The sequence below is a fragment of the Spirosoma arcticum genome, from assembly GCF_054779955.1.
Window position 1 is genome coordinate 98,357 of record NZ_BAAGXG010000016.1, and the last position, 16,244, is coordinate 114,600.

The window sequence follows — 16,244 nt, forward strand, 5'->3', positions numbered from 1 at the left end:
GCACTTATGTAACACAAAAGAAAGTAATGGCAAGACAGTTCAAGTGCATAAAACTCGTTGGCTGTCATTGGACGCTATTCATCATCTTATTTCTTAGCTTATCGAACATAGTCAATTGCCAACCTCTACCCACTGGCGCCAATTTTGACTTTAAAGGCCGATACATCGTGGCCGTCTCCGATGCCGATATGATTGCTTCGGCTTACTTAGATGGCCACCTCGGTCCCGCCCAGGGGCAGGATGCCTTGGCTGTTATCCGACTCAATAAACCAGTAGGGCAACTAAAGGCCGTGGAGATTGGAGCCAGCAACTCGGTTACCGGGCCACCTTCATCGGTCGCTGTTTCACCCGACGGGCGATACGCCATTGTCATCGAGACACGAGGGACCCGTCCCGTGGGCAAGTCCAATCCACTCTTCGATGACTTACCACCGGGGAAAGTAGTCACCGTCATTGACCTTTCGGATGCTGATCACCCCAAGCAAATTCAGCGAATCGATGGACCCGAACGGCCCCTATCGGTCGTATTTAATCAGGATGGCTCGCTGGTCGCCATCACCTACCGTCCCCAGGATGCCAAACTATCTCCCTTAGCTATTTACCGATTCGACAAGGGTAAATTGGTCCATCTGTCACTACCCGATATTCCTGGTTATGTGGGGGGGGATATCTTGAATGGACTCGTGTTCCACCCCAGTCGGGATGAGCTGGTTTTGTTGAATGCGACTAAATCAACGCTTTCTTTTTTCAAGTATACCCACCAAAGCAACCAATTCAGCTTATCCCCCTGGGGTAACTCGGTGGTGGTCGATCCAGACCCCTTCAAGGCGCAGTTTACCCCCAATGGCCGTTTCGTGGTTGTCAATGCCATGTATCCGGGATCGGTACGGGGTTCAGTTACGGCGGTCGGCCTGGCCGTCGACACGGCTGGCGACGGTTCGCCCAAGCATCAGATTGTGTCGCGTGCGCTGGCGGGTGTTCTACCCGAAGGGCTAACGATGAGTCCCGATGGGAAATGGATTGTTACCACCAATTTGGAACAAAGCACGCAGCCCTTTGACAATACGAAACAAGGCTTTTATGCTTCATTGACGCTTTTGCGTTTAGACACGGAGTCAGGTTTTCTGGACCGGGTTGGCGACTATTCTTTTGATGGTATCTTACCTGAAGCGGTCGTGTTTGACAATTCCAGCCTGTATCTGGCTGTGGCCACCTTCGATCATTACGATGGTCGTAAGCCAGGCGGCTCGATTGACTTCTGGCGGCTAACAGGTGATTACTTTAACCCAAAGCGAATCGAGTTAGTCAAAACCGGCTACTCTGTACCCGTTACGCGCGGTGTGCACTCGATGGTAATTGTTCGCTGATATTATTTTGCACTAACCAAAGAAATCAGATAGCTTCTAACACTGCTATTTCTATGCTTATTTTCATAACATATTCATAGTTATTGAACACACCTAATTAAAATGCAAGTGGTGACATAATATGTCACCACTTGCATTTTGCACAAATCTCAGAACAGTTTTGTAACTAACTTTATGTAAAGAGATTTTTCAGAGAAGTAAGGTCTGACTTTGCTTTCGATATTATCCTAGCATTTTTACCAATGCGATTACTACAAAGCTAATTACAACTAAGATAGCCCGCCACGTCAAGAAAAAGAGTGGAGTTGGGAAACGAGGAAATCGGGAGTCCTTTTTCATAGTAATAAGCATTTGAAGTATTCTCTAAAGCAGTATCAGTTTCATAGATACTGTGTGATAACAAGCCAGTTATCTACTGAGCGGATGCTTTTACTCAAAAATTGTATAAGTCAGATTATGTTAACTCAGCCACAAGGGTTAGTAAAGCTTGAGCTAATCGTTTGGGTGATAAAATTCGAGTTGGATGATCCTTCAAGATAGCCGACTCAGGCATGCCTGTAAATTCAGCCGTCTGAGGATCTTGCACCATCACCAGCCCCTGCTCATTATGAATCGCAATGGCTCCCTGAGTACCGTCTGAGCCAGCCCCCGAAAGAATAATACCAATGGCATAGGCTTTTTCTCCTTTCGCTAACGACTTAAAGAAAATATTGACGGCCCAATTACTGAGGTCTAAGACTTGTCTATCCTGTAACTGTAAATACCCGTTCTCAATGGTCATCATCTTGTTGATAGGCAACATGTAGATGCAGTTGGGTTTTACTTCCTGCCCTTGGCTGGCCCACCAAACGGGCATGGTTGTGTGTTTAGCTAAAAGCTTGTCGGCGATACTGACATAATCTCGGTTTAAATGGGGTATAACGACAAAGGCGATTCCCGAGTCAGGGGGTATTTGGGAAAAGAACGCGTGTAGCGGCTCCATCCCCCCAGCCGATACGCCAATCGCAGCGATGTAGAACTTGGTTTCATGAAGCATTAGAGAATGGTGTTCTATAATCTACACTATGTAAAGTAATACAATTTGTAAGACAAAATGAACGTCTGTCTTACAGGTGTAAGACAGACGTTTTTTAAAATTTAATCGCGTTTTCTAGCTGATCCGCTTCCTTTCGTAAATAGTCCCTGATTTCCTGATCGTCTTCCACCACCAGTTGCTGATGAATCGTTAGATACCGGGCTTTCCGGGTGGCAAACAATTCGCTGGCCATAAACTCCTCCAGCCACTGGCTGAAATCCAGCCACTCCGTTTGCTGATGGGAATAGGTGAAATACTCCGTGAAACCAGCCTGAGCCAAATTTGACCATTCATATTTTTGGAGTGGGTGAATGGGATGGCCAAAGAACTTATCCAGTACATAGGTATTGGCACAGAAAGTTTGCCAGATTTTGGCTTTGGCCTCGGCAAGCTTGCCCGACTTAAAGAGCACCACGGCCCACTCAAACAAAAAGTCTGGAAAGCCAATATCATCGGGAAACGTTTTGGCAAACCAGCGGGTGTAGGCTAATCCCCCTTTGTAATCAGCCAGCTGGAGGTAATAACGGGTAGGCAAATAACGAAGCCCCCGGGAATCATCATAGCCACCAAACTTCCGTTTTTCGGCCGCTAACGCGCGTTTGATATCGGCTATCTTTTTGATGAGCCGTTGAGATTGTTTGGGCGTCATGCGTGGGGATAGTGGTTGGCTAAAATACTGACGAATATACCGTCTCAGCCATGAGTCAGGCAAAAACCTGGCTGATGAGCTAGAAAAAGCAATCCTTATCAGGGCCACTTACCTTGGAAAAATCATAATGAGCGCATTCAATTCTTCGTGATAAAAAATTGATTACCTTCACTTCGTATCTTTATTAAATACAATTAGCAGTTTCTATGGTTTCGATCACGAAATCGCTGCGTTCATTGGATATCCTCTTCAATCCATAGCTGGAAAGGCAATAAACCAAATGATTCTTTTAGCACAATTCGGCAGTTAACAATTGCTTAATTGAAAACATACCTCAATTGGATAGAATCCGATGAGTGCCTACAAATGAAAAAAGTTGGTTAACTGCTGATTGACCGCTTGTTGGTCGAACTTCTTTTCGTCATAAGACCCACCAAGCCATTCCAGCATTTCCTGCCGTTCAGGATGTCGCTTGTCTTTCACGATGCGCAACATGTCGTAGAAACCAGGAATACCACCACAGTCTTCCGGTGGACAACTTAACTCGCCACCGGTGCAGACGGGGTACATTGTAGCTGAATCCCCCGCAAGCCATTTCTCTACCTCAATGGCGTGAATCCAACTGTCGCCGAAATCATACGTGTAGTTAACTGTCTGATTAGTGGCAGTCAGCACGCTTTCCATCGTAACCGATGCTTCATCAATCAACTCATCACCGTAGTCATCATCTAAGTGATCCAATGGCTGGCCAATCCGTATGCCTGGCAGGGTAAATTCGTGAAGATGCGAGTTGGTCCAGCCCATCACAATCTGGATAATCTTATGCAGGGTTTCAAACGTAGTGGTCTTCTCCACCAGCACCTGGCGCCATATGAGTGGTTTAGTGCCAAGCAGGCTGATTCTAAGCTGAATAATGTCGTCCATCTGAGTAAGGTTACTGATGAGTAGATCCAATTTTCGACACCTTGACGTGTTTACTGAACGCAATTGTGCAATGGATGTGCAATGGATGTGCAATTTGTGCAATAGCTTCACTATAACAAGACATAGAAGGAGCCAGCGCCCTTAGTGCCCTGTTGCTTCACCCAGCCCTGTTGAATCAGTTCTTTCAGATCAGCGCTGGCCGTGTTGCGCGAGCAGTTATTGAGACGTTGGTAGTCAGCGTTGGTGATTCGCTCCTGTTGCTTGGTGTATAGAACCCCTTTTATCTGTCGCTCATTCAGCCCCGCCTGCCGCAACCGATCTTCCTGGTAACGATCGGCAAAGAAGGTCACCCAGACCCCGCCTTGTTTGTCTTCAAATACAGGGTCAGGCAAGCCCCAAGCTCGGCACTCGGATATCATCTTCAAGGTACCCCGGCCCCAGGTTTCTACCAGACCGCCCCGAAACATGGCCATCGCTAAGGTGGGATTACGACGACGCGAGGAATGAGGCTGTTGCAGATCGGCTGGGGTCAATCCCTCGATCAGAGAGCCTTCGTTGAAAAACACCAGTCGATCTTCGTACACCCAAATGAAAATGGGGCCTCCAAAGTAGTCCTTGTGCATGATGGCATTTAATAGGGCCTCACGAATGGCTTCGGGTGGGTAGGGCAACCGCTCTTGTCGATACAGGCCTTGATAGGTAACTAAACCGGGCAAATACTTGCTGTCTAGGAGTTGCAACGTACGCTCAGCCAGTCGAAAACTATCCCCACTCAACTCGTCCTGAAACTTGAGTTCCGTAGCATCCTTGCCAAAGCGGCCGACCTTAACATGGGCTCCCAAAATAAAGCGCATAGGTTGTTTGCCAAACAGGATTAAAGCGGCCCGCTTCAGTCCTCCTTCGGCATCAATCAGGTTCAGGTTATCCAGGAAGGTAACCAGGCCTGTCTGAGCCGATTGATCCTGAGCCAGTCGCTGTCGTTCCACGCCCCGTTGCTCATACGCTTGGATCGCTTCAAGATCAAGGTCTTCCAAGCTAGCTTTCGGCTCAACGACATCATCAAAGGTCTTGCCCAACCGCTTCAGCAAAAACTGCTGCAAGGCGTTGCCTTTGAGCACCTGCTTGGTACTACCGCTCCGCAGATGATACTCGCCGTGATAGGCGACGGGCATTTCATAGGGTTGGGTAACAATCTCTAGGTAGGCCTTACCAGCTTGCTCTCGTAAGTTTACATCGGCGACGATACCTAACGTATTCTGAATCTTATTGGGCAAGTCTTCTAATAATCGCTTGGCGTTATCTAGACCAACAACCTGCCCCTGATCGTCGAGGCCAATCAACAAGGTACCACCTTGAGCATTGGCGAATCCGGCAATCCACTTGAGGTATTCATCGCGCCAACTTTCCTTATATTCAATGAGTTGAGATTCGGCCATAGTCAGCCGTAAAGATACGAGATCGGTCAGCGGACTGCCATAAGCACAGTCCAAATCGAAGTATTTTTAAAAGTGGACTTGTTACCTTTTACTGGACACGACTTTAAGATCATTTAGCGTAGTGCTTGGTAAGAGGCAATCAGTATAATCTAAATAGTGTACTATTAAAATAGTAAAGTTTTCTCATAGCCCTTTCAGCTTCCTTTATTGCTTTAGTGCAAATACGAGTTCAACTCTCTTTGTTCACGAAAACCCTTTGATAAATGAACGACTATTCGAACTTGGCTGGCCAGGTTGGTCGATCAGTTATTAACTTAAAAGCGTCCACGAAAAGGTTGCTTTTCTGAACAATAACTATGAAAAATACAAAATAGTTAAAACCTATAGTAAGCCTGCTCCATAGCCAATATAACGGCAAATTACTATTCTCGTAAATTTATAAAATCGAGGAGTGTCTTCGTTTGAATGTAATCAGGCATAACCAGTTAAGTAAATGTATGTCGCTTTGCCAAATCGCACGCTTGTGCTAGGGCAACCAATACGCTGTGGTCGGACTGCCGCACCACCGGCATCCCTGGGCGGGCCGAATATCGGTGCAACGGCCGTTTGGGGCCCATGATTAATAAAACACTACATAAAGACTTTGATAAGCGTCACCTAGCGGTTGTACCTCCCCTGTGTTGGTCTATCCAAACAAAAAGCCCGAATCATAGCGATTCGGGCTTTTTGTTTGGATGGCAATGTGTAACCGATTGATTAGGCTATTCTGTCTTCAGCACCCGCACCACATTTGTTTGACTAGGGCTACTCACCTTAAGCAGGTATACGCCCCCTGAACGGCCCAACTTCACGCTAATCCGTTCCATGGCAGCCGCCTGCCCGATGCGCTCCTCGCTCACAGGGCCACCTAGTAAGTTGGTCAAGGTCACCCGCAGCGGCAGGTCTTCAGCTCCGCTCACCTCCACTTGCACCGTCTCGCCCACAACCGGGTTGCCCAGCACTATCACCCGCAAGCGACGCTCCGGCTCACCAGCCCCCAGCCGGGCCCGGCCACAGGCGGCCTTCAGATTCCACACCAAGCTCACAACCACCCCGTTCTGACGAGCCTCTAAGAGGAAGGGTTGCACGTCGTTGGCCGTTCGCGAGCCTTCATCCACAAACTGGTTGAGATTCGTCGTCCAGTCGGTGATACCCGGCACGGCCCGGTACTCAATCGGGTTGCCGTTGCCCCCACTCGTGTTGAAGGTAAACGCTCCTGTAGCGCAGTTATAGGTTGGAGCCAGCAGCACTAAGGCAGAACCAACCGGTGGGTTGATGGGCGGAGTACCCGGACCGACTGGGCACTGAGCGCGGATGTTCCATAAGTAAGTCACCGTCGTGCCGTTTTGAGTAGCCGACAGGGTAATCAGGGGTGCATCAGGCGCGGTGCGCAAACCGGTATCGACGAATTGGTTGGGGTTAGTCGTCGGACCGGTAATGCCGATTGCAGCATAGGTAATTGGTGAACCACTCCCCCCGCTGGTGTTGAAGGTGAAGGCACCTGTAGTGCAGTTATAGGTCGGAGCCAGCAGCGTCAGGGCACCACCACCTGGCGGAGTAATGGGCTCAGTGCCCGGACCGACCGGGCACTGAGCGCGAATATTCCACACATAGGTCACGAGTGTGCCATTCTGGATAGCGGACAGCGTAATCAGGGGCGCATCGGCAGCGGTGCGCAGTTCCTGATCAACGAATTGGTTAGGGTTGGTCGTCGGGCTGGTGATCCCGATTGCGGCAAAGGTAATTGGCGAACCGTCGCCCCCGCTGGTGTTGAAGGTAAACGCACCCGTGGTGCAGTTATAAGTCGGAGCCAGCAGCGTGAGCGAACCGCTACCGGGCAAGGCCGGAGATACAGTAATGATATAAACGGCGGTAGCTGACAGCCCGCCCGTAATGGTACCGTTACCCAGATCCGTGCCCACCAACGAGACCGAGTAGACACCGGCCGTAGTAGGCGTACCGGCCACAATACCGCTGGCGGTGCCCGTATAACTCAGACCGGGTGGCAGCCCGAAAGCCTGAACGGCGATGGCCTGCCCATCGGGATCGGTGAACGAAGGCGTGTTCTGAAAATAAGCTATGCCAACCGTTGCCGTCTGACTGGGAATGCTGGGCGCAACGGGCGGATTGTTAGTTGGCGGGGTTCCCGGAGCGGGGTTGATGGTGATGGTGTAAACGACAAAGGCGGTGGTGATAGCCGGGTTGGAGGTCTGGCCAGTGGCCGTGACGGTCACGCTCAGCACCCCCGCCGTGGTGGGTGTGCCCTCGATGCGCCCCGAGGACGTAGCTGGATTATACCCCAGGCTCAAGCCGTTAGCCGGTAGACCCGTCGCCGTGTAAGCCGCGTTGGGGATGGGCAGCAACAGAGGCACAACGTAGGTGAAAGGCGTCCCGGCCGTGGCCGTCAGGCTGGTCGGCACCGCCGGGTTGATGGTGATGGTGTAAACGACAAAGGCGGTGGTGATAGCCGGGTTGGAGGTCTGGCCAGTGGCCGTGACGGTCACGCTCAGCACCCCCGCCGTGGTGGGTGTGCCCTCGATGCGCCCCGAGGACGTAGCTGGATTATACCCCAGGCTTAAGCCGTTGGCCGGTAGACCCGTCGCCGTGTAAGCCGCGTTGGGGATGGGCAGCAACAGAGGCACAACGTAGGTGAAAGGCGTCCCGGCCGTGGCCGTCAGGCTGATGGGGACGGGGTCAATGGCCAGAGTCGATACATTGCAGGATTCGGTGGACTGAACCAGATAGCGGTGAGCGATTCGACTCGGATTGACCTCTGCCTGTAGGTTCCAGGAGAAGAGCAGCAGCAACGCGCTTAACCAACCGAGCGCCTGAGTAGGACTAAGTTTATTCATAACTGAAGCGTTAGTATTACGAAGATTGGGATACCTCGTAATAATAATTAGCTTGGGGCAATAAACCTCCTTACCTGTGTACCAATGGTAAATAATTTATTGAGGGGAGGTCAGAGGTCAGATTTGGGAATATACCATTTTGTAGATCTAAAGTTTTTGACAGCCTGTTCAGCCCTGTTTATTGTTTTAGTACAATTAGTAAACTTGGCATTTTTGTCTTGATAATCGCTGCTTTTTCTGAATAATAATTTTGAAAAGTATTAAATATTGCAAAGGGGAGGGCAAATCTTATAGTGTGCACAACGGAAAAATACTACTTTTGATAAATCATAAGCTCAATGGAACTACTTCCTTATACCTGATACCATAATGCGATCTTAACGGAGTGTCCAGTAAACGGTAGCAAGTCCAAAATGTCTGTAAAGTGATTTTTCGGTGGGTTGCTTGCGACAGGCTGCACGTCCCAGAGGGCAGGCTTTTTTGCTCGTTTGGCGGGTTGTGGCTGACACGAGAAAGGCCAGCAACGCCGATCCTCCGGTTGGGCAAATTTAGGTTTGTAGAGTTGCTCTTAGTCAAAACGGTCTACCGCTTGACCGGTAAGAGTTGGACTAGTACAGCAATGTAACACACGTGCTATCTGTTGAATGTGTGGCAATTAGCGAGTTAGTAAGAAATTTAATGAACCCCAAATTCCGAAAACTATTACACCTGAATAAATGGATAAAAAAATAGCTATAGTTACCGGAGTTAGCCGGTTCAAAGGGATCGGTTATGCTATTTGTAGTGAACTAGCCCGAAACAATATTGACATTTTCTTTACCTATTGGACACCCTACGATAATCAAATGCCTTGGAAAGTAGGCGCTGAGGAGCCAAATTTGATTCAAAATGAAGTTATTAAGTATGGTGTAAAATGTGAGAAATTAGAACTTGACCTTTCAAATGTAAACTCAGTAGAATTATTATTTAATGAAGTTGAAAATAGGTTGGGTCCAGCTTCAGTTCTTATAAATAACGCGACTTATAGCACTCAGACCAACATTACAAATTTCTCAGCCTATGAATTAGATAAACATTATGAAATTAACCTGAGAGCAACAACGCTACTTACATTAGAATTTACAAAAAGATTTACGTTAAGTCAAGGTGGAAGAATTATCAACTTGACTTCAGGCCAATCGTTAGGAGAAATGAGTGACGAAATTGCGTATGCAATAACTAAAGGAGCGGTTGAAACATTAACAAGAACAATTTCTCAGCGAATCGCAAAACATGGCATCACAATTAACGCAATAAATCCTGGTCCTACAGACACCGGTTGGATGGACGACAATTTAACCAAAGTATTTCTTGAAAAATCGCCAATGGGGAGAATTGGAACACCACATGACGCAGCCCGATTAGTTTCTTTTTTAGCGAGTGATGAAGCAGAATGGATAACAGGTCAAGTTATTCATTCGGAAGGTGGTTTCATCCGATGAAAAACCTGATACTACAAAGGCATTGGCTTCGGTAAAGCGAATGCGCTGACCGGTCCAATCTTATTCCTAAAAACGTTGACTAATCTACTGTAAAGCTACGGAATTGGACTGGCTACCTTTCTTTAGCCATTACCGTAAACGATCTTAAAGACGTGTTCGGTAAAAGGCAGTAATCTGATCTTAGTAATGTACTATTTTAGAAGTAAAAACATTAACAATAAACTTACCTATTGGTATTGCTTAAGTACAAATAATTCATCAATCCTATTCGTAAAGAAAATCGCTTCAACAAATGAACATCTACTTTGAACTACACCCCCCGATGCGCACGGTGTAGCTCCCCCCAGGGGTAGTCGGTGTCGCCGGTTTTTGCCTACCAACCTTGATCTGTAAACCCCGTTGCAGGGCCGTGACAAGCCCCAGCTTCATGTAAAACTGCTCATCAAGCCACTTGGCAAACCCCTGCTGATCCAAATCCGATAAGTCAGAGAAGTCGATTTTATTGACCACCTGCTGCTGATAGATCACTTCATCCAGACCATATCGACTGGTCACTCGTCGTACGTATTCCTCAAATGTTTCTTGAAAGGAATTTCGGTTGGCATTACTTGGTGGCAATGATTTCATCGTAACCAACAGAGAGTTAAAGTGGACAAAACAAACTATAGGCGTGGATAAGCCTACAGGAGCGGATTGGCTCCAACGAGCCAGTCGTTCTGAAGCTCAAGAGGGTAGATAGGCCATCCTAATCTTTTACCAACTTAATTATAGGCTCCTAATGTGACGAATTGTTTTACTTAAAGTCACCACTTATTTCGTTTCTTTTTTTAAATAAGGCTTGGGCGTTTGGTCTTTTTGCCAAACAGGACATAATGGGTCATATGCCCTTCCTGATGGCTACGACAATATCAGCCCTGAATTAAGGACAGGTTTATTAACGCATCTAAGTTGAATCCAGAGCGGACAGTCGAATGATCGTCGTCATGGCTTTGTCAAGGCGAAGCAAATACTTCTCAATTGGGGGTTGGAAAGGGTGATCAATCTCCAGGCTACCAATACGCCGGGCACGGCTGAGTTTCAAGCGTTAATGGCCAACACCAGCCACGAAGCGGTCCAGGAATGGTTGGTGGCTCAACTGAACGGGGCCCGTCGAATGAACACCAAATTTGTGGTACCACAAAACCGAGTTATGTTTAACTTTTCGCCCAGCTTATCATAGTGCTGATTATAGAACTAATAACCTGAGTAAACATAAATTATGAAACAGGCATACGGCTTGGACATTCCCCAAAACTTGGCGGAGGTTTGTGACCCCCAACGAACGGCCTTAATTGTATACGACATGCAGATTGGGGTGTTGAATCAAATCAAGAATAGCGACCACCTGACCGCACAAGTACTGCGCGTGCTAACGGCCGCTCGTCGGGCAGGCTTGCGCGTCATCTTCATGCGACATCGGTCAATGCCCAAAGAACTGATGGGCGTCTTCCAACTACGCATGGCTATGGCTTGGCAACGAGTAGACACCGTTGAAGACGTTAAACCTTGGTTCTTACCTACTTCGCCGGGTTTTCAGCTAACGCCCGCTCTGGAGCCGCTACCGAGTGAGGCCGTTTTGGACAAGATCGCCATGTCTGCTTTTGAAGGCACCCCGTTGAATACCGTTTTACGCGACTGTGGGCTTAACTCGTTTATCATCGTGGGCGTTGCCACCGAGATCGGCATTGATCCGACCCTACGCCAGGCTGCCGACTTAGGCTACATGGCCATTCTTGTCACGGACGCTTGTGGGGCAGGCCACCAAGAAGCGGCTCAACGTTCCATTGATAATATTGCGTATTCAGGGGACGCCCTACTAACCGACACCGATACAATCTGTGAAGTTCTTAAGGCTAAATGAGACGGCAACGCGCTTGTGCTTTGTTAATCGACTACTTTACATAATTGGTACTTATATAACACAAATTCACTTTCACAACCTTGTGAGGGAAGTTGGAGTTTACCAAGTAAAATCCATGAAAAAGATGAAATTAGGCTCCTGCATGTTATTCATAATCGCTTATGTTTTTACACACAGCATCGTATTTGGGCAAGCCAAAAACTTGACCTATCAATTACAGGGAACAGTTAATCGCGACACGGGAACGGTTACTTTGGTGCCAAGTGGCGAGGGGTTCGATCCAAATCTAAAGAACAACTACGAGACTAAAATTATACATGGACGCTTTCTACTAGAGGGAAAAATGGCTTATCCTAGTAGTTATCGAATTCAAATCAGGCCCGGTTACATATCAGACTATTTCTTCATTGAGCCCAGTAGTCAAACCATTACGTGTAACGTTGATTCGCTCCGAGAGAAGCCCCAACTAGCCACAAAGACAATGACTGAGTATAACCAGTTCAGAGACAATTATATTTTGCCAATTAGTAAACAGCGAGAGCAGGCTTTCGAGCAATACTTAGGACAAAAGTCGGCTATTACTGATGCTCATATACTAGACAGTTTGCAAACGGCTTTTAGTCGAAACCGAGCCCGGTTAATCCATCAACAGCAATTGGGCTATCTCAGCTACATTAAGCAGTATCCTACTTCGTATGTGAGCTTATGGCAATTAGTTAGAGACATGGGAGATGGCTATCAACCCATCTTTGACTCGCTCTACCAGGCTTTTTCTGCCTCGTTGAAAAACACACCTACTGGCAAGATGATCGCTCAACGGCTAAACTCGTCAAAAGTAACCGCTATTGGGCAAATTTTCCCTTCTCTCTCCTTGATTGATATAGGTAGTAAGTCGGTATCCATTTCCCCTGACCACAAATCAAAATATACACTCATTGAATTCTGGTTCAGTCGTTGTGGACCGTGTCTGCAACAGTTTCCTCAACTCAAAAACATATTTACTACTTATCAAACTAAGGGGTTTACTATCGTTGGAATTTCTATCGATAAATCGACGGAAATAGAACTGTGGAAAAAAACCATTCGAACCAACGGATTAAATTGGCCTCATTATTTAGATCCCTCCGGTAAACTCACGGTTGGCCTACTATCAATTACTTATTTTCCGTCTAATTTCTTGCTAGACGAACACGGCACGATCATTCGAAGAGATATTAGTCCCCAAGATTTAAGTACTTTTCTTTCTCAGCGAATGTAATTATTTTACTTTGATGAACAGTTATTCGTTCAAATGAAATATATTTTTATTTTATTAACATAACTTCAGTTATAAAACTGCCCTAAAAAGAATACGACTTGTTAGCGGTCAGAATGTAATGTTCGAATTATACTTTAACTTGATAATTATTAGGTCATTATCACTCAGCTTACCGATTATGAGAACACATCAAGAGTTAATCGAAGAAATCTATAATGACACCAATTTCAGAAATGAGTTTATAAGCTATGCAAAATTGTGGTTTACGCTTCAGACTGAGCAACAACTCAGACCAAAAGCACCCGCTGCACCTAATCCAGACGGTGTAAATTTTATCTCTTATAATGACTTGCTGATAAAACCTAAAATTGAACCTGATTCAGCTCTAGTCGCAAAATGTAAGCGTGGGATATCTTTTTTGTATTCGTCTCTGGCAAGAGCTCTATATAGGACTTATCAATTAGATAGCGAAGAGACACGGCAGTTGATTTTTGCCGTGGCTGCCCGACATATCCAAAGTATAAACTTTTAACAGGAGTCAAGAAAAATACAATAAACAAGCGGTTCCAAGTATAGGTAATTTTTACACTTTTCCGACCTCTGTTTTATAACTAACAATATGTTATGAGACAATTTGAAGTATGAGTAGCAAAATATAATAGAACAATTATGGAAATAGTCACAATTTTCACTCTTCCACATATGAGCTCGAAATTCTTACAACCACTGTTTATCTAGTTGAACACAGCTACTCAATCATCCTATGTACGCCAAACTATCTCCTTGGTATTCGATTTGCCTACTTGTTGGTTTAGCCTTTGCTGGTCAATCTGGTCTTAGTCAATCAATACCTCAAAAAGCCGTAATAATCAGCGCAGCAGAGGTAGCTAAAAGCTGGATTGGAAAAAAATTACCTGATTTCGCGTTTCAGGATCTGGCAGGTAACAACGTTAATAATAAATCGATTAAGGGTAAGATAACGGTTTTGAATATGTGGTCAACTACTTGTCTGCCTTGCGTATATGAAATGTCTTCGCTGAATGAATTAGTAGCTAAGTACCCTAAGCGTGATATCATCTTTTTAGCTCTATCCCCGGAAACCGCTGATAAGATTAAGGCTATTCTTATCCATCAAACCTTTACTTATACGATTATACCGGAGGCTCAAGATTTATTCAAATCAATGACGCTAATCGGCTACCCCTACCACATTGTGGTAGATAGTGATGGGTTTATACGCTTTATGCGTTTTGGTACCATGAACCCAAAAACGGGTCAAAAAATAGCGGAAAGTGATCTTCCAATGGCTATAGAACAAATGATTAAGTAGTTGTATAAGTGGCCTTATGTTAAGGGATGCAACTTAGAAATTGCAGATACTGATTTGCTACGTTCAATCCCCGAAATATCAAATTCATGGCGTCATTCCTTAAAGCAATTTTGCTGACTCCCGGTGGGAGTCGCTAACTGATTAGCTGCTTCCAATCCCTGCTTAGAATCAACAATCTTTTGTAAACTCATCTGATCGACCTTGTTCCATCGACAACTCGTTCCACTGTAGATATCAAACTCGACTCCTAACTCACTATTAGCTTTATCGTACCAGACTGCATGTTTATGATACCCGCTTCCGTTAACTCCTGGAGCGAGTTGGACATCATCAAATTCATACTTCACTTTGTAGTAGCCTGATGTTGGTAACGCTGAAAATCGGTTTATCAGTGTTTTCAAAGCCTCAGTTTCAGCGGTTGTACGATTGGCGAATTTTCCAATAGGCAGATAGCCACCTTCTAATTCGTCCTTGTCGCAAGAGTTGAGAATTACCAGTGATAGGCAAGCCAGAACTATTGGTCTGTTGTATCGCATAAAATTTGAGTTTTATAAGTGGCAATACGTTAACTTGATCTGAATTCATCAAGCTAATAATCAAACTTTTAATCATAGACTTCCAAGAACATAACGCTTTTTTGCCGCTTCCATAGTCAAAATTTTGTATTCAATATCAAAGCGTTTAGCATTCTCTTCGACCGTTTTAGCTAGACCAGCTTTAGTTCGACGTTGATTGACTTGGTTAGGGTCCAGAATAGGCCAAACAAAGCATTCCTGTTTGGTCGAATTGGCGCGCAGTGGGTAGCAGGCGATCTGTGTACCATAAGTCTGAGGTTTAAGTTGTTCGGTTAATAGCCGATCCTCCATCATCGCCACTAAGGAGAAAGGTAATTCGTTGGCTTGACCAGCTTGTTTGACGAGGGGGAAATAGAGCCCAATCTTAGGGGAATGTTGAAGAATGTACCAAGCGGCCTCATTCGTGGGTTTACCAACCAGCGAGCTACCGGGATACCCATATATTTTGACGATCTGCTCTAAGCGAGTCAGATTTAGACTATCTACTCGGTTCTGATAAGTCCATAAGGTTCCGCTTAAGTTGTCTTTGATCTGGAAAGCTGTCATCAGGCTATCGGCTAGTAATTGATTCTTGCCTACCTGGCCCATATAAGCTCGATAACGTTGATCTAGCACATACATGCTGTCTAGCTCCCGTTTCAGTAATAGGTTAACCTGACTGATAGCCACAAGCGGGCTTAGACACAGTAGTACCAGTAACAATAGAACGCTTTTCATAGATCACCAGTAAAGACAAAACAAGCTCATTTTGACATGATTTTACCCGCAATAGGTGGTCCAATCTACGGATAATCGATTGAAATAATACCGAGCTTCTTTCTCCCCTTTCCAACGTACAATCGAGCCCCTATATATGGCTCCTGAGGGGTGTTGAATCTTAGAATATTCTCTTAATATAAGAATCCTTATAAAATCCCCCTTGAAATAATACAAAAAGTATTGATCCAAAAAAGGTGGGAAAGGCGGCCACCGCGCGGGGATAAAAAGTAGACCGCCTGGGGTGGTGACATACGATGTCACCACCCCAGGTTACGGGTGTTACTAGGCTGTATTTGCCGAGTTGCGCTGGTTTCCTCCCTGTTTGACTTGATCGACGAACTCAGTGCTGGGCTTGAATAAGGGGATGACACGGGGCGCTACGGACACCGCGGTTTTCGCATTGATGTTGCGTGCCGTTTTGCCCGCCCGCCTTTTGAGAATGAAACTCCCGAAGGTGCGAATGTAAATGGGTTTGCCCTCAATTAATGAATCTTTAACAACCTTATAAAAGGTTTCGAGAATGAACCGGCTGACTTCGGGATCAAGGCCGGTTTGGGCCGTGACTCGGTTAATTACATCTTGTTTTCTCATCCTCGATC

At 46.1% G+C, this 16,244-nt stretch carries 15 protein-coding genes; 6 read left to right on the top strand and 9 right to left on the bottom strand.

Going from position 1 to position 16,244, the window contains the following annotated elements; genetic code table 11:
- Positions 1 to 167: 167 nt before the first annotated feature.
- Entirely contained in the window at positions 168 to 1,367 is a 1,200-nt protein-coding gene (locus ACYVHB_RS26690; RefSeq protein ID WP_461054938.1) for a lactonase family protein, read from the top strand.
- 454 nt (positions 1,368 to 1,821) lie between these two features.
- Here the strand turns inward: ACYVHB_RS26690 and ACYVHB_RS26695 are convergent, their stop codons facing one another.
- The 5 genes from ACYVHB_RS26695 to ACYVHB_RS26715 all read right to left on the bottom strand — a co-directional run bounded on the left by ACYVHB_RS26695 (position 1,822) and on the right by ACYVHB_RS26715 (position 8,342).
- Positions 1,822 to 2,403 (bottom strand): chemotaxis protein CheB, encoded by a 582-nt coding sequence (locus ACYVHB_RS26695; RefSeq protein ID WP_461054939.1) that lies wholly within the window; start codon positions 2,401 to 2,403, stop codon positions 1,822 to 1,824.
- Positions 2,404 to 2,497: 94 nt separating this feature from the next.
- Entirely contained in the window at positions 2,498 to 3,091 is a 594-nt protein-coding gene (locus ACYVHB_RS26700) for a hypothetical protein (protein WP_461054940.1), read from the bottom strand.
- 360 nt (positions 3,092 to 3,451) lie between these two features.
- Positions 3,452 to 4,015 carry a plasmid pRiA4b ORF-3 family protein gene (locus ACYVHB_RS26705; RefSeq protein WP_461054941.1) on the bottom strand — a complete coding sequence of 188 codons (564 nt, stop codon included), beginning with the start codon at positions 4,013 to 4,015 and terminating at the stop codon, positions 3,452 to 3,454.
- A gap of 110 nt (positions 4,016 to 4,125) precedes the next feature.
- Complete coding sequence (locus tag ACYVHB_RS26710) at positions 4,126 to 5,451, bottom strand: ATP-binding protein (protein WP_461054942.1); 1,326 nt, start codon at positions 5,449 to 5,451, stop codon at positions 4,126 to 4,128.
- Positions 5,452 to 6,212: 761 nt separating this feature from the next.
- Positions 6,213 to 8,342: a hypothetical protein gene (locus ACYVHB_RS26715; RefSeq protein ID WP_461054943.1), complete on the bottom strand. Its 2,130-nt coding sequence runs from the start codon at positions 8,340 to 8,342 to the stop codon at positions 6,213 to 6,215.
- A 716-nt stretch (positions 8,343 to 9,058) separates the two neighbouring features.
- On the opposite strand from ACYVHB_RS26715, the gene ACYVHB_RS26720 reads away from it, so the two are divergent.
- Entirely contained in the window at positions 9,059 to 9,823 is a 765-nt protein-coding gene (locus ACYVHB_RS26720) for an SDR family oxidoreductase (RefSeq protein ID WP_461054944.1), read from the top strand.
- A gap of 300 nt (positions 9,824 to 10,123) precedes the next feature.
- On the opposite strand, the gene ACYVHB_RS26725 is transcribed toward ACYVHB_RS26720, so the two are convergent.
- Complete coding sequence (locus tag ACYVHB_RS26725; RefSeq protein ID WP_461054945.1) at positions 10,124 to 10,378, bottom strand: hypothetical protein; 255 nt, start codon at positions 10,376 to 10,378, stop codon at positions 10,124 to 10,126.
- Between the two features lie 703 nt (positions 10,379 to 11,081).
- Here ACYVHB_RS26725 and ACYVHB_RS26730 point away from each other — a divergent pair.
- From ACYVHB_RS26730 to ACYVHB_RS26745, 4 genes are all read left to right on the top strand, one after another.
- Entirely contained in the window at positions 11,082 to 11,723 is a 642-nt protein-coding gene (locus ACYVHB_RS26730; protein WP_461054946.1) for a cysteine hydrolase family protein, read from the top strand.
- 115 nt (positions 11,724 to 11,838) lie between these two features.
- A complete protein-coding gene (locus ACYVHB_RS26735) occupies positions 11,839 to 12,981 on the top strand; it encodes a redoxin family protein (protein ID WP_461054947.1) in 1,143 nt (380 codons plus the stop codon).
- Positions 12,982 to 13,159: 178 nt separating this feature from the next.
- Entirely contained in the window at positions 13,160 to 13,513 is a 354-nt protein-coding gene (locus ACYVHB_RS26740; RefSeq protein ID WP_461054948.1) for a hypothetical protein, read from the top strand.
- A 231-nt stretch (positions 13,514 to 13,744) separates the two neighbouring features.
- Entirely contained in the window at positions 13,745 to 14,311 is a 567-nt protein-coding gene (locus tag ACYVHB_RS26745; RefSeq protein WP_461054949.1) for a TlpA family protein disulfide reductase, read from the top strand.
- A gap of 92 nt (positions 14,312 to 14,403) precedes the next feature.
- Here ACYVHB_RS26745 and ACYVHB_RS26750 read toward each other — a convergent pair whose 3' ends face one another.
- From ACYVHB_RS26750 to ACYVHB_RS26760, 3 genes are all read right to left on the bottom strand, one after another.
- Positions 14,404 to 14,847 carry a hypothetical protein gene (locus tag ACYVHB_RS26750; protein ID WP_461054950.1) on the bottom strand — a complete coding sequence of 148 codons (444 nt, stop codon included), beginning with the start codon at positions 14,845 to 14,847 and terminating at the stop codon, positions 14,404 to 14,406.
- Between the two features lie 72 nt (positions 14,848 to 14,919).
- Positions 14,920 to 15,603 (bottom strand): DUF6624 domain-containing protein, encoded by a 684-nt coding sequence (locus ACYVHB_RS26755; protein WP_461054951.1) that lies wholly within the window; start codon positions 15,601 to 15,603, stop codon positions 14,920 to 14,922.
- A 324-nt stretch (positions 15,604 to 15,927) separates the two neighbouring features.
- Positions 15,928 to 16,244, bottom strand: a 317-nt coding sequence (locus ACYVHB_RS26760; protein ID WP_461054952.1) for an HU family DNA-binding protein, incomplete at its 5' end; no start/stop codon positions are given.

What these genes read in the sequence shown, in the direction of transcription:
- ACYVHB_RS26695 (WP_461054939.1), bottom strand. Translation starts at nt 2,403, where the DNA reads ATGCTTCATGAAACCAAGTTCTACATCGCTGCGATTGGCGTATCGGCT.
- ACYVHB_RS26700 (WP_461054940.1), bottom strand. Translation starts at nt 3,091, where the DNA reads ATGACGCCCAAACAATCTCAACGGCTCATCAAAAAGATAGCCGATATC.
- ACYVHB_RS26705 (WP_461054941.1), bottom strand. Translation starts at nt 4,015, where the DNA reads ATGGACGACATTATTCAGCTTAGAATCAGCCTGCTTGGCACTAAACCA.
- ACYVHB_RS26710 (WP_461054942.1), bottom strand. Translation starts at nt 5,451, where the DNA reads ATGGCCGAATCTCAACTCATTGAATATAAGGAAAGTTGGCGCGATGAA.
- ACYVHB_RS26715 (WP_461054943.1), bottom strand. Translation starts at nt 8,342, where the DNA reads ATGAATAAACTTAGTCCTACTCAGGCGCTCGGTTGGTTAAGCGCGTTG.
- ACYVHB_RS26720 (WP_461054944.1), top strand. Translation starts at nt 9,059, where the DNA reads ATGGATAAAAAAATAGCTATAGTTACCGGAGTTAGCCGGTTCAAAGGG.
- ACYVHB_RS26730 (WP_461054946.1), top strand. Translation starts at nt 11,082, where the DNA reads ATGAAACAGGCATACGGCTTGGACATTCCCCAAAACTTGGCGGAGGTT.
- ACYVHB_RS26735 (WP_461054947.1), top strand. Translation starts at nt 11,839, where the DNA reads ATGAAAAAGATGAAATTAGGCTCCTGCATGTTATTCATAATCGCTTAT.
- ACYVHB_RS26740 (WP_461054948.1), top strand. Translation starts at nt 13,160, where the DNA reads ATGAGAACACATCAAGAGTTAATCGAAGAAATCTATAATGACACCAAT.
- ACYVHB_RS26745 (WP_461054949.1), top strand. Translation starts at nt 13,745, where the DNA reads ATGTACGCCAAACTATCTCCTTGGTATTCGATTTGCCTACTTGTTGGT.
- ACYVHB_RS26750 (WP_461054950.1), bottom strand. Translation starts at nt 14,847, where the DNA reads ATGCGATACAACAGACCAATAGTTCTGGCTTGCCTATCACTGGTAATT.
- ACYVHB_RS26755 (WP_461054951.1), bottom strand. Translation starts at nt 15,603, where the DNA reads ATGAAAAGCGTTCTATTGTTACTGGTACTACTGTGTCTAAGCCCGCTT.